This is a genomic window from Phaeobacter sp. JH20_08, assembly GCF_048056635.1.
In the GTDB taxonomy this organism is placed as follows: Bacteria; Pseudomonadota; Alphaproteobacteria; order Rhodobacterales; family Rhodobacteraceae; genus Phaeobacter; species Phaeobacter bryozoorum.
On sequence record NZ_JAYMVV010000018.1, the window covers coordinates 136,358 to 149,701 of the forward strand.

Annotated in this window: 13 protein-coding genes; 6 read left to right on the top strand and 7 right to left on the bottom strand. The window is 62.0% G+C overall.

The window, feature by feature from the left end; genetic code table 11:
- Positions 1-154: 154 nt before the first annotated feature.
- Together VWY75_RS16230 and VWY75_RS16235 are read left to right on the top strand one after the other, a co-directional pair.
- Positions 155-3,070: an Rne/Rng family ribonuclease gene (locus VWY75_RS16230; protein WP_416538668.1), complete on the top strand. Its 2,916-nt coding sequence runs from the start codon at positions 155-157 to the stop codon at positions 3,068-3,070.
- A 75-nt stretch (positions 3,071-3,145) separates the two neighbouring features.
- Positions 3,146-3,568, top strand: coding sequence for a DUF4440 domain-containing protein (locus VWY75_RS16235; protein ID WP_416538669.1), 423 nt, complete (start codon positions 3,146-3,148; stop codon positions 3,566-3,568).
- A gap of 82 nt (positions 3,569-3,650) precedes the next feature.
- Here the strand turns inward: VWY75_RS16235 and VWY75_RS16240 are convergent, their stop codons facing one another.
- Positions 3,651-3,884: a sulfurtransferase TusA family protein gene (locus VWY75_RS16240; protein ID WP_340545398.1), complete on the bottom strand. Its 234-nt coding sequence runs from the start codon at positions 3,882-3,884 to the stop codon at positions 3,651-3,653.
- Between the two features lie 93 nt (positions 3,885-3,977).
- On the opposite strand from VWY75_RS16240, the gene VWY75_RS16245 reads away from it, so the two are divergent.
- From VWY75_RS16245 to VWY75_RS16255, 3 genes are all read left to right on the top strand, one after another.
- Entirely contained in the window at positions 3,978-4,730 is a 753-nt protein-coding gene (locus VWY75_RS16245; RefSeq protein WP_340545399.1) for a cytochrome c biogenesis CcdA family protein, read from the top strand.
- Between the two features lie 244 nt (positions 4,731-4,974).
- The gene (locus VWY75_RS16250) at positions 4,975-6,225 is read left to right on the top strand and encodes a hypothetical protein (RefSeq protein ID WP_416538670.1); all 1,251 of its coding nucleotides are present in this window, start codon (positions 4,975-4,977) and stop codon (positions 6,223-6,225) included.
- Complete coding sequence (locus tag VWY75_RS16255; protein ID WP_416538671.1) at positions 6,225-7,661, top strand: cytochrome P450; 1,437 nt, start codon at positions 6,225-6,227, stop codon at positions 7,659-7,661. Before VWY75_RS16250 ends, VWY75_RS16255 begins: the two co-directional genes overlap by 1 nt.
- Positions 7,662-7,906: 245 nt before the next feature.
- Here VWY75_RS16255 and VWY75_RS16260 read toward each other — a convergent pair whose 3' ends face one another.
- Genes VWY75_RS16260 through fumC form a run of 3 tightly spaced genes read right to left on the bottom strand, consistent with a single transcriptional unit; the run spans position 7,907 to position 9,691 of the window.
- Entirely contained in the window at positions 7,907-8,125 is a 219-nt protein-coding gene (locus tag VWY75_RS16260; RefSeq protein WP_029601902.1) for a ribbon-helix-helix domain-containing protein, read from the bottom strand.
- Positions 8,118-8,297, bottom strand: a complete 180-nt coding sequence (locus tag VWY75_RS16265; RefSeq protein ID WP_340545402.1) for a DUF4169 family protein — start codon at positions 8,295-8,297, stop codon at positions 8,118-8,120. Before VWY75_RS16265 ends, VWY75_RS16260 begins: the two co-directional genes overlap by 8 nt.
- Positions 8,297-9,691 (bottom strand): class II fumarate hydratase, encoded by a 1,395-nt coding sequence (fumC, locus tag VWY75_RS16270; protein WP_340545403.1) that lies wholly within the window; start codon positions 9,689-9,691, stop codon positions 8,297-8,299. The genes VWY75_RS16265 and fumC overlap by 1 nt, the downstream gene beginning before the upstream one ends.
- A gap of 312 nt (positions 9,692-10,003) precedes the next feature.
- Between fumC and VWY75_RS16275 the strand changes: the two genes are divergently transcribed.
- Positions 10,004-10,546: a hypothetical protein gene (locus VWY75_RS16275; RefSeq protein WP_340545404.1), complete on the top strand. Its 543-nt coding sequence runs from the start codon at positions 10,004-10,006 to the stop codon at positions 10,544-10,546.
- Positions 10,547-10,777: 231 nt separating this feature from the next.
- On the opposite strand, the gene VWY75_RS16280 is transcribed toward VWY75_RS16275, so the two are convergent.
- From VWY75_RS16280 to VWY75_RS16290, 3 genes are all read right to left on the bottom strand, one after another.
- Positions 10,778-11,254, bottom strand: a complete 477-nt coding sequence (locus tag VWY75_RS16280) for an SspB family protein (protein WP_416538673.1) — start codon at positions 11,252-11,254, stop codon at positions 10,778-10,780.
- A gap of 136 nt (positions 11,255-11,390) precedes the next feature.
- On the bottom strand, positions 11,391-12,698 hold the full coding sequence (gene chrA, locus VWY75_RS16285) for a chromate efflux transporter (RefSeq protein WP_416538674.1): 1,308 nt from the start codon (positions 12,696-12,698) through the stop codon (positions 11,391-11,393).
- Between the two features lie 129 nt (positions 12,699-12,827).
- Entirely contained in the window at positions 12,828-13,268 is a 441-nt protein-coding gene (locus tag VWY75_RS16290; RefSeq protein ID WP_416536086.1) for a nuclear transport factor 2 family protein, read from the bottom strand.
- Positions 13,269-13,344 lie beyond the last annotated feature (76 nt).

Genomic DNA, 13,344 nt, shown 5'->3' on the forward strand with positions numbered 1-13,344 from the left:
GAGGGCCGGACAGATGTTCCGGGGCTAACCGCTGTACTGCATGGGCCAATCGCGCGCCTCAAGACATCGCCCAGACAAGACACCACCCCAATCGTTCACGTCCGCCCGGAAACGGGCCAGATGCGCGCGTGCGCGGCAGGTGCACCAAGGACTCATGGCAAAGAAGATGCTTATTGATGCCACCCACGCGGAAGAGACCCGCGTTGTGGTGGTCGATGGAAACAAGGTTGAGGAATTTGACTTTGAATCCGAAAACAAACGTCAGCTCGCTGGCAATATCTACCTCGCAAAAGTAACCCGCGTCGAACCTTCGTTGCAGGCAGCTTTTGTGGACTATGGCGGCAACCGCCATGGCTTCCTCGCTTTTTCGGAAATTCATCCCGACTATTACCAGATCCCCGTCGCCGACCGTGAGGCCCTGATGGAGGAAGAGCGCGCCTATGCCGAGGCACAGCGCGCCCGTGATGACGAGGAAGAGGCAAGGCCTGCCAAGCGCCAGTCGCGGTCGCGTCGTGGTCGCACTCGGGCTGCCGAGGTGAAATCCGCCGATGTCGTCGAGACGAAGGATGTCAGCCCGGAGGCCAGCGAAGGCGGCGCCGACATCGCGGGTATGGAAACCATCGATCTGACCGATGACATGGCCGCCGCCGACACCAAGCTGGCGGATGTGCCCGAGGCCACAGACGGCAATGAGACCGCCGCCGCAGAGGTGGTTGTCGAAGAAGCGGTGAAGGAAGCTTCGCCAGAGCCGGAAGCACAGGACGACAGCTCCGCTGACGATCTCGCGGCAGAGGCAGAAGACGCTTCTGATGCGGCTGCCGATGACGACGGCGACGATGCCGAGACCGCTGCCGATGCGACGGCCAAGGATGAGAATATCGAATCCGTTGCCGAGGAAGACGACAGCGAAGACATTCGTCCGGTGCGCAAACCGCGCCCGCGTCGCTACAAGATCCAGGAAGTCATCAAGGTCCGTCAGGTCCTGCTGGTTCAGGTCGTGAAAGAAGAGCGCGGCAACAAAGGCGCAGCACTCACCACCTATCTGTCGCTGGCTGGCCGCTACTGCGTGCTGATGCCCAACACCGCGCGCGGTGGTGGTATCTCGCGCAAGATCACCAATGCCGCCGACCGCAAAAAGCTGAAAGATATCGCGGTTGAACTGGACGTGCCGAGCGGCGCGGGGCTGATCGTGCGCACCGCCGGTGCCAAACGCACGAAATCCGAGATCAAGCGTGACTATGAATACCTGCAGCGCCTGTGGGAGCAGATCCGCGAACTGACGCTGAAATCCATCGCACCGGCCAAGATCTACGAAGAGGGCGATCTGATCAAACGCTCGATCCGCGACCTCTACAGCCGCGAGATCGACGAGGTTCTGGTTGAGGGCGAACGCGGCTACCGCATCGCCAAGGACTTCATGAAAATGATCATGCCGTCCCACGCCAAGAACGTGAAAAACTATCAGGATCAGCTGCCGCTCTTTGCCCGGTTCCAGGTCGAAAGCTACCTCGGCGCGATGTTCAATCCGACGGTTCAGCTGAAATCCGGCGGTTACATCGTGATCGGCGTGACCGAGGCGCTGGTGGCAATCGACGTGAACTCCGGTCGCGCCACCAAGGAAGGCTCGATCGAGGAAACCGCGCTCAAGACCAACCTGGAGGCCGCCGAAGAGGTGGCGCGCCAGCTGCGTCTGCGTGACCTTGCCGGTCTGATCGTCATCGACTTCATCGACATGGACGAGCGCAAGAACAACGCCGCCGTCGAAAAGCGCATGAAGGACAAGCTGAAGACCGACCGCGCCCGTATTCAGGTGGGCCGGATCTCCGGCTTTGGCCTGATGGAAATGTCGCGTCAGCGTCTGCGTCCCGGCATGATCGAGGCGACCACCGCGCCGTGCCCGCATTGTCACGGCACCGGTCTGATCCGGTCGGATGACTCGCTGGCGCTGTCGATTCTGCGCCAGATCGAGGAAGAGGGCACCCGCCGTCGCTCCCGCGAGGTGCTGGTGCGCTGCCCGGTCAGCATTGCCAACTATCTGATGAACCAGAAACGCGAGCATATCGCCCAGATCGAAACCCGTTATGGCCTGTCCGTGCGGATCGAGGGTGACCCGCATCTGGTAAGCCCGGATTTCTCGCTCGAGAAGTTCAAGACCGCCTCGCGTGTGGTTCCTGTTGTTACGACGCCGGTGGTATCCGTTGATACCTCGATCATGGATCAGGTCGACGCCGACGAGGCGGCCGAGGAGGCCGATGATGAGGTCGAGACCGATACCAATGACGCGGATGTCGCAGAGACCCAAGCCTCTGGCGACGAGGGCGATGGGGACAACAAACCCAAGCGCAAGCGTCGTCGTCGGCGGCGGCGGAAGTCCTCCGGCGGCGAGGGCGATGAGACCAACGGCGACGCTCAGGCGGATGCGAAATCTGATGACCAGAAGTCCGCAGACTCGGCAGATGGCGACGCAGACGACAGCGACGACAAAGCTGATGCCGCCGAAGGCAAGGACGCCGCACCCGAGGAGGGTGAGGGCGAGGTGAAGAAACGCACCCGCACTCGCACCCGTTCGCGCAGCCGCAAGAAGAAGACCGATGAGACCGTGGCAGCCGATGGTGAGACACCGGCCGAAGCCGGGGCAGAGGAGGCGGATCCCGCCCCGGAGCCTTCGGATGAGCAGGCGACGGCAGAGGAGGCGTCTGTGGAGGCCCCGACCGAGGAGGAGGTGGCACCCACACCAGCAGCAGCTCTCAACGGGGCGGCTCCGGTGGAAGAAACCCAAGCGGCAGACACCGTCTCCACACCCGAACAGCCAGACGCAGCGGAGGTTGAGCCGACCGCCGCGCAGGAGGTTCCAGCCGAACCGGCAACGGCCGACCCGATCGAGACCGATGAAGCGACCGCGCAGGATGTGGTGGCAGATCACGTCGAGGCGCCGACGGAGACCGCTGCCGAAGCGCCTAGCGAAGCGGCGCCTGAGGACCAGGCCGAACCTGCCCTGGCAGGCGCAGAGGCGGAGCCGGTTAGCCCGCCCAAGCCCAAGCGGCGCGGTTGGTGGTCGGTTGGTAGCTGATCAGCAAAACCAAAGAAAGGCGGGCGTTTAGCCCGCCTTTTTCATGTCAGGTATCAAGACATCAGGAGCACCTCCATGCAGAGCGAGCCCCCCGTGATGGATCCGCTATTGGAGCAGCTGCTGGCGGCGGAAACCGCCGTTTGGACGGCGTTGCAGCGGGGTGATGTTGCCGCGGACCGCGCCGCGCTGCATCCGCAGTTTCTGGGCGTCTACCCCAGCGGCTTTGCCGGGCGCGACGATCATTGCGAACAGCTGGCCAACGGACCCACAGTGGCATGGTTCAGACTTGAGCAGGCGCGCGTCCTGTCGTTGGCACCCGATTGCGCGTTGCTCGCCTATCGTGCCACCTATGCCCGCCCGGACCAGACCGGCGGGGATGCAGAGGCCGCCGCAATGTATGTCAGTTCAATCTGGCAGCGCGTCGATGCGGTCTGGATCAATATCTTCAGCCAGGACACCGAGGCCCTGCCAGAGGGGGCGGAAAACCCGCTCCCCTAGGCGCTGGCGATCACCAGCCTGCCCAGGCGCGCAGCCTGTCCATGTCCGTACCCCGAACAGAGGGTTGCACCGGCTGATAGGCTCAGCCGCCTTTGCGGATCAGATAGGTCTGATGCTTCGGATTGTCGCGGATTTCCAGCAGCTCATGGCCCGCCTCATGACAGAAATGCGGGATATCCACCACCGCTGCCGGATCGTCGGCATGAACCTCCAGAACCATGCCAGAGGCCAATGGTTTCAGGCGTTTGCGCGCCTTCAGTACGGGCAGGGGGCACAGCAGCCCGATTGCGTCCAGAGTCTCTTTGGTGTCGGTCATACCTTGCAGATAATCCGGTTGTTTCATCCTGTCCACAAGGTTGTGACCGGCGCCCCCCGTGACCTTTGCAAAAGGCTGGTCTAAGGATTGGGCATGTTTGGTATTGAAATCATCGACGCAGGGCTGATCCCTGCCATGCTGGTGGCGCTGACGGCTGGATTGATCAGCTTTCTGTCGCCCTGTGTGCTGCCCATCGTGCCGCCCTATCTGGCCTATATGAGCGGCGTTTCCATTGGCGAGATTCAGGGCACGACCCAAGCCCGGCGCAAGGCCATCGTCGCGGCGCTGTTCTTTGTCATGGGGCTGTCGACGGTGTTTCTGCTGCTTGGGTTCACGGCCTCGGCTTTTGGTGCCTTTGTGCTGCAGAATCAGGAACTCTTTGCGCAGATCTCAGGCGTTGTCGTAATCATTTTCGGCCTGCATTTCCTGTCGGTTTTCCGCATTCCGATCCTTGACCGCGAGGCGCGGATGGAAACCGATCAATCCGGCGGCTCGGCCGTGGGGGCCTATATTCTCGGGCTCGCCTTTGCCTTTGGCTGGACGCCCTGTATCGGCCCGCAGCTCGGAGCCATTCTTTCGCTGGCGGCGACCGAGGCATCGGTGGCGCGCGGTACGCTGCTGCTCGGGATCTACGCGCTTGGTCTTGGCGTGCCGTTCCTGCTGGCGGCGATCTTCCTGACCCGGTCGATGGTTCTGATGAACCGGATCAAACCCTACATGGGGGTGATCGAGAAGTTCATGGGCCTGCTGCTGATTGTTGTCGGGTTCATGCTGGTCACCGGCCTGTTCTCTGAGTTCTCTTTCTGGCTGCTTGAGACCTTCCCGGCGCTGGCCACCCTCGGCTGACCTGCCGTCCGGGCTGGCGGTCGCTTTGCGCCGTTGCCACGATATCCCCGCCCGAGATCGCCCCGTCTGACAGAGGTCCGGCGGGGCTTACTCTTTTTGCAAGGCACCGCTAAGCTGGCGCGACGACAAACAGGCAAATCGGGTCGCGCAGTCCGTGCAAGAGCAAACAACCAAGACATCCGCCGTTGGCAAGCCCGGTGCGCAAACGAGTGGCGCCTCCCCGTGCGACGGGCAGGATCCGCCCGTGCGCCGCCGCAAGCTGTTCTACATCCCGGGCTATGATCCGATGCCACCGCGCCGCTACCGCGAGCTCTACCGGACGGAGGGCGCCCGGCAGGCGGAGATTTCCGGCTACCAGTTGTCGCTCTCGCCCCGATCCGAGAGACCGCGGGCAGCTGCCGCAACACCCGGGTTCGGCTGGCAGGTCACCGCACAGATCGAGGGCTGCGAGGTCCACACCGATGTTGATGTGCTGATCTGGTCGGACATTGTTCAGGGCAGCATGGCGCCGTCGATTACGCAGACCTATTGGCAGATGCTGCGCACTGCCTGGATCTATATCTCCACCGGCACCCTGCGGCGGCTCATGTGGCTGCGCAAAGGTCCGGTGATCGCGGCGCTTTATCCTGTGGGTATGCTGCTGCTCCAGCTGGTGCTTGCCTGTCTGCTTGCCGTGACCATCGCCCGGCTCGGGCAGGGCGCTGTTGCCTGGCTTGGTCTCTCCGTGGGCTGGGCTGCGGCGGCGGCAGCGGTGGTGTTCTGGGCGCTGGGGCTGATTGCGGCGGCGGCGCTGATGCGCTGGTTCCGGCGTCAGGACGGTCGGCTGTTTGCCTATTACCTGATGCATGATTACGCCCATTCCGCCGCGCTGCGCGGCGCCTATGCGCCCGAACTGGGACAGCGTATTGCACAATTCGCCGGGGAGGTTGCCGTCGCCCTGAGTGACCCCAGCTATGACGAGGTGCTGGTCGTCGGTCATTCCTCCGGCGCCTATATCGGGGTCAGCGTACTGGCCGATGTGCAGCGCAGCGGGCTGGCCGGACGTCATGCCACCCTCGGCTTTCTGAGCCTCGGCCAGGTGGTCCCGATGGTCTCCTTCCTGCCCGAGGCATATCGGCTGCGCCGTGATCTGCACGACCTGTCCGGGCGCGGGGATCTGTGCTGGGTGGATGTCACCGCGCCGGGAGATGGCTGTGCCTTTGCGCTTTGTGATCCCGTTGCCGTGAGCGGCGTTGCTCCCGCGACAAAACGCTGGCCGCTGGTGATCTCGGCGGCCTTTACCCAGACCCTCAGCCCGGAACGATGGGCCGCGCTGCGGTGGCGGTTTTTCCGGCTGCATTTTCAATATCTCTGCGCCTTCGACCAGCCGGGGGATTACGATTATTTTCAGATCACGGCAGGGCCAAGGACGCTCGAAAGCCGCTATCGCAACCGCAACCCCTCGCGGTCCCGGATTGATGTCACCGCGTCCAAATATACCTCGTTGGGGGACTGATGGCGGGCAAAGGCAAAACGTCAGATCCAACCACAGCCATACCAGGCTCTGCGCCCGGTTCCGCAGGATCAACGGTAACCCCGCCCAAGCCGCCCGCGCGCGCCGACAAGGTCTCGCTCTGGCGCTATCTGCGGCTGTTTCGCGCCGATCTTCTATCGGCACAGCCCGCCAAACTCTACCGCGCCTGGATGGCAGAGTTTCGCACACCTTTCTTTCGCTCTTATCTGGTCAATCAGCCGGATCTGGTTGATACGGTACTGAAACAGCGCCCGGAGAGCTTCCCGAAATCCAGCCGCATCAGCGAGGGGCTGCGCCCGCTGCTCGGGAATTCGGTGTTTCTGACCAATGGCGAGGTCTGGAAGCGCCAGCGCCGGATCATTGACCCGGCCTTTGAAGGTGGCCGCCTGCGCCAGATCTATCCGGCTATCCATGACGCCGCCGAGGCCGCAGTGGCGCGGCTCGCCGATCAACAGCGCGAAACCCCCGGCCACCCGGTCGAAATCGAATCCGTGACCTCTCACGCGGCGGCCGATGTGATCTTTCGCACGCTGTTTTCGATCCCGATAGAGCATCATATGGCGCAGGAGGTCTTTCATCGCTTTCGGGCCTATCAGCAGGCGCAGCCGATCCTCAATATTGCCGCCTTGGTGCCGCTGCCGCGCTGGATGCCGCGGTTTCACCGCCTTGCCACACGCCGCAACGCCACGCGGATCCGGGCTCTGATCACCGATCTCACCCAACAGCGGATGGCGACCATCGCGGCAGGCGGCGCCCCGGATGATCTGGCCACCAAGATCATGACCACGGCGGACCCCGAAACCGGAGATCTGTTCTCAACCCAGGAGATGGTCGATCAGGTCGCGATTTTCTTTCTGGCCGGGCATGAAACCAGTGCCTCGGCCCTGGCCTGGGCACTCTATCTGGTGGCCCTTGCGCCCGACTGGCAGGACAGGATCGCGGCGGAGGCTCAGGATCTGTCACTCGACAGTTTCGCGGAAGTGGGCAAGCTCAGGGTCAGCCGTGATGTATTCCGCGAGGCGCTGCGGCTTTACCCGCCGGTGCCGATGATGGTGCGCGAGACGACCTGTCCGCAGCAATTTCGTGGCCGCACCCTGCCAAAGGGCGCTCAGGTCGTGCTCAGCCCCTGGCACCTGCACCGCCATACGCGGCTCTGGGAGAACCCGGACGGGTTTGATCCGGGGCGATGGCAGACTGAGAATGGCAAGACCTGTCAGCGCGAGGCTTATATCCCCTTTTCGGCCGGACCACGCGTCTGTACCGGCGCGGGGTTTGCAATGGTCGAGGGGCCGCTGATCCTGTCGATGATCCTGCGAAGGTTTCGCGTGGCGCCGGTATCAGGCAAAGAGCCGATCCCGGTGGCCCATCTGACGGTTCGGTCAAAGAACGGGATCTGGCTGCAGCTGACACCGCGCTAGCCAAGAAAATTCGAATTTTATTGGCACATTTCGTCTAGGATATTTGCGTCACTGAGTGATGCGCAATGCGTCCTGATGGCAAAAGAGGATCACCTGACTTACGTTTCCAACGGCGTGAAAGCCCCTGCGTTTCAGCTCGCGCCGAAAACGCTCCCAACCCAGCAGCCGTTCGATGTCGCGATTCTGGCGGCTGTCGGTGGTAGGCGGGGCGGGCATCGGTATGGCGATACGATCCCAAGCCCTGATTAACGTGACCTTAAGCGTCGCAAGACATGCAGGCGGATGGCCGAGGCCAGACCGCAATCCACGCCGCGCGTTTCGTCGATCTCGGCAGCCAGATCATTGATGGCGCGCCCGTCTTCGGCTGCAATCTCGCGGAAGGCCTGCCAGAATTCATCTTCCAGCGAGACCGAGGTGCGGTGGCCCCGCAGCGTCAGAGAGTGTTTTCTGGGCCGGTTAGTCATCGTCGCGCCGGTGCTTATCCAGCCGGTCGATCTCCTGCGCATTGCGCGCCTTGTCGAGATCCTTCTCGGCTTTGGTCCGGCCATAGGTCACGGCGTTTCGGTCAGCGCGGGCCTTTTTCTCGGCCCGCGCCTTGTCTTTGCGATACCGGTTCAGATTGACCGGTTTCACCATCAGCCCTTGGGACCGATCATCTGCTCAGGCCGCACCACCGCGTCAAATGTCGCCTCATCCACGAAGCCAAGCGCAATGGCCTCTTCCTTCAGCGTGGTGCCGTTCTTGTGGGCGGTCTTGGCAACCTTGGTGGCATTGTCATAGCCAATCGTCGGCGCCAGCGCGGTGACCAGCATCAGCGATTCCTTCATCAGCTTGTCGATGCGCGGCTCATTGGCCTCGATGCCGTTCAGCATCCGCTCGGTGAAGCTGTCCGCCGCATCGCCCAGGAGCTGGATCGACTGCAGGAGGTTATAGGACATCATCGGGTTGTAGACGTTCAGCTCGAAATGGCCCTGCGAGCCTGCGAATTTGATCGCGGCATCATTGCCCATCACGTGGGCGGCAACCTGGGTCAACGCCTCTGCTTGGGTCGGGTTCACCTTACCCGGCATGATCGACGATCCCGGCTCATTCTCCGGCAGGATCAGCTCGCCCAGACCAGAGCGCGGGCCGGAGCCGAGGAAGCGGATGTCATTGGCGATCTTGTAGCAGCTGCCCGCAATGGTCGCGAGCGCGCCGGACAGGAACACCATGGCGTCATGGGCGGCCAGTGCCTCGAACTTGTTCGGCGCGGTGACAAACGGCAGGCCGGTGATCTCGGCCATGTTGGCAGCGACCGTCTCGCCCCAGCCTTTTTGCGTGTTCAGTCCGGTGCCAACGGCGGTGCCGCCCTGTGCCAGCTCGTAGATGCCGGGCATCGCCGCCTCGACCCGGGCCAGACCCTGACGGATCTGATGGGCGTAGCCGCCGAATTCCTGGCCCAGCGTCAGCGGGGTGGCATCCTGCGTATGGGTGCGGCCAATCTTGATGATATCCTTGAAGGCCTCGGATTTGGCTTCCAGCCCTTCGGCCAGTTTCGTCAGCCCCGGCACCAGCACGTCGCGCACCATCATCGCGGTGGCGATATGCATCGCGGTGGGGAAGGTGTCGTTTGAGGACTGGCCCATGTTGCAGTGATCATTCGGATGCACCGGATCCTTGGAGCCGATGGTGCCGCCGAGGATCTCGATGGCGCGGTTGGCGATCACCTCGTTGGAGTTCATGTTGGACTGGGTGCCGGACCCGGTCTGCCAGACCACCAGCGGGAAGTTGTCATCGAACTTGCCCTCGATCACTTCGCCCGCAGCCTGGATGATGGCATCCGCCAGCGTCGCATCCAGCGCGCCCGATGCCTTGTTGGCCATGGCGCAGGCCTGTTTGATCACCCCCAGCGCGCGCACGATGGCGACGGGCTGTTTTTCCCAGCCAATAGGGAAGTTCATGATCGAGCGCTGGGTCTGAGCGCCCCAGTACTTGTCTGCAGGGACCTCAAGCGGACCGAAGCTGTCGGTTTCGGTGCGGGTATCGGACATAAGTCTCTCTCCGTCTGATGATGACTAAATGTATGCGTTGGTATGCCGTCTACCCCGTGCCGGACCACGAGGCAATTGCGCAGTTTCGCGCAGCATAGCCATTCCGCACCCGAGGTATAGAGGCCAATGCGGGATGAGCCATTGCACCGGGGCAGAAGACCGCTAGATTAGGCTCAGACAATCCGACGTCAGCCCAAACCGAAGGATCCGCCTGTGCTTAGACACCGACCATTGCAGCCATCTTTGGCCATCTCACAGGGCAGGCGCCACTGCACGCCCGAGGCGGCGACGCGGTGTGTATCACGGCTGCAGATGCGTCTTCAGGCCGGGTTTCTGACACTTGCGCTGATCGTGATTTTTGCCGGGCAGGCGCTGGCCGCTGATGTGCGGCCATTCTTTGGCCGCTATCAGGGCTCTCTGGTGGTGCCCAACGCTGACGGCAGCGAGGAACACCGTGATGCCACCGTGCAGATCGGCCCGATCGCCAAAAGCGATGAAGGCTTCTATGTGCAATGGACAACCACCTCGCTGAAGAAGGATGGGCGACGCAAGACCAAGTCCTATAGTGTCGAGTTCCAGCCGACTGAGCGGGACGATATCTTTGCCGCCGCGATGAAACGCAATGTGTTTGGCCATACCGTGCAGCTCGATCCGATGAAGGGCGAACCCTATGTCTGGGGCCGCATCGTGGGCGATACGCTGACGGTTTTCTCGATGTTCATCGGCCCCAATGGCGACTACGAGATGCAGCAATATGACCGGACATTGGCAGAGGGCGGGCTGGATCTGGTCTATTCCTCCCATCGCAACGGGTTGCCGCGCAAGGAGCTGAAAACTTTCCTCGAACGTCACTGACCGCCGCGACAGATCCGGGGAAATATTTTATTAACAGTCTCTTGCGGCGCAAAGCTAAGGCGTCACGGGCGGCGTCAAACAGGCGCGGCTACCGGGCATGTCAGGGCTGCACCGCACGGGACGCAGTCTATCGCGGCCCATTCAGTGGCCCCACAGGAGCGCACCGATGCAAGCACCGGTTCACGAACCTTAGCGGTCAGATGTGAATGAATGGGCGCGTGGAACCGCGTGTTACTTGCGGAAACTGTCCAACGATACCACGTCGGCGGCCTTCTTCGCGTCCGGGTCTTCGTCGACCTCGATCTCGATGCCGTCGTCCAGTTCGGCAATCATCTCTTCGGCGTCGTCGTCATCCTCTGGCGTCTCAAACCGCAGGCCGAACTCAACCGAGGGATCGACAAAGGTCTTGATGGCGTCATAGGGGATATAGAGAGGCTCCGGCGCATCGCCGAAATTCAGCGTGATGGCAAAGCCGTCCTCGCCGACCTCCAGATTGTCGAACCAGTGCTGCATGACCACGGTCATCTCGCCTGGGTAGCGATCCGACAGCCAATCTGCCAGCTCCGCATCGGGGTGCGAGGTGTCGAAGGTGATGAAAAAATGATGATTTCCGGGCAGCCCGTGTTCAGCCACCCCATCCAGTACAGATCGGATCAGACCACGCATGGCCGAATGCATCAGATTTCCATAGTCAATTTCGCGGGACATTCCGATACCCTTAAGTCTCTATTGGTTTCAGAATACGGATTTCTACCGGAAACTAAAGGCCCGCTCGTTAGGGATTCGTAAATAATTTCTGACACTAGCAGGGGAATGCCCGACATTTGCGCTGGGATTGCGTTGCTCAGATGACCTGCGCCAGAAGGATGCCAAGTCCGCCCATCACCGGCAGTATCAGCGCCAGTCGTCCACCGCAGGCCAGCGCCACCACCGGTGCGGCCAGCACCAAAAGCGCAGCGCTGACATTCAGGCTGGCCATGACTGGCATCATCAGGGTGAGCGCGGGCAGTTCCAGAACCGCAATTTCGCGAAACAGCACATGCAGCAGAAACCAGACCGACAGGTTCAGGATGACGCCGACCACGGCCGCGGTGATTGCGCGCAGCGCAGCGCCCAGCCGGGGATGGCTGGCAATCCGCTCCACATGTGGAGCCGCGAGAAAGATCCACAGGAAACAGGGCAGAAAGGTCGCCCAAAGCGCGACCAGCCCGGCCGCAATCGCCATCCATGCCCCGGAGGCCAGCGCACCGGCCAGCATCGCCACAAATTGCGTCACCAGAATCAGCGGCCCCGGTGTGGTTTCCGCCAGCCCCAGCGCATCAATCATCTGGCCGGTATCGATCCACTGGTACTGCCCGACCACCGTCTGCGACATATAGGCCAGAACCGCATAGGCTCCGCCAAAGGTGACAACCGCCAGCTTGGCAAAGAACCAGCCGATATCCGCCAGCAGCTGCGGGCCGAACAGGCTCAAAGCAGCCAGCGGCAGCAGCCAGAGCCCGCCCCAGATCAGCAGTGTCGACCAGAACGGCGTTGCGGCCTCGGGCCCGTGACCGATCGGCCCGGCAGGAGAGGGGGGCGCCGACCGGGCCCCCAGCGCGCCGATCAGCGCAGCCGCCAGAACCACCAGCGGAAACGGCAGCCCGAACAGGAACAGCGCAACAAAGCCAAAAGCCGCCAGCCCATAATCGGTGACACCATGCAGCGCCTTCTTTCCCAGCCGTTGCAGCGCCTGAAGGACAATCGCGACCACCGCTGCCTTAATGCCGAGGAAAGCCGCCTGAACAACAGGTTGGGTGCCAAAGTTCACGTATAGAAAGACCAGGGCGGCGATCACCAGCGCGCCCGGCAGGACAAACAACAGCCCTGCAATCAGCCCGCCGATGCCACCACGCAGCCGCCAGCCGGCGTAGGTGGCCAGCTGCATCGCTTCCGGTCCCGGCAACATCATGCAGAACGACAGCGCACGCAGAAATCCGGCCTCGCTCAGCCAGGGGCGATCCTCGACCAGCTCCTTGTGCATCAATGCAATCTGCGCCGCAGGCCCGCCAAAGGACAGCAGCCCAATGCGGCCAAACACCCGGATCAGATCCGCCATCGCGATCTGGGGGGGGATTGGGCTGATCTCGGGGTCTGCGGACATGTCGGTCATAGGCGCACCATTGGCTGGACGCTGACCTTGTAGCATTCTGCGCGACCAGTGCCAGTGGCCGCGGACCGTGGAGAGGCCGAAAACCGAAGAGGTTACAGAAACTTCACAGTGCCGCCTGCGGCTGCCTGGTCAGGTGTCATCCATCCAGGTCAGCCGCTCACCGGTCATGCAGATCGGCAGACAGTCCTGTGGCAGCTGGCCGAGCTGCTCGAACATGGTCATATAGTCGAAGTTGGACAGGAATTCCCGGATCTGACCATCCTGCATCCGCACAATCAGCTGGCCGTAGTAGTCCAGTTTGTCATCCGAACTGCGGCCATAGCACCGCACGTGGACCCGGATCGCGCAATAGTCGCCGTCATCCAGCGCATGGGTCAGGGTCAGGTCAAGATCCTCCATGAGATTGTGCAGCGTGCCGACAATTTCGCGGTAGTCCGCAGCAATTGCGATTGCGCCATGCAGAGGGCCGTTTACCTCAAGCTCAGGATGAAACATCGGCTCAATCTGGTCGAGGTCCAGACCGACCCAGACATCGTGAAACCATCGAAAGAGCCGTTCACTGTTTTTCATTTATTCCCTAAGGGTCAGAAACTGACACCGGTTGAAGCATCGGGGTTGCGCAGGCAGCCTTATTCAGGGTTGCAGC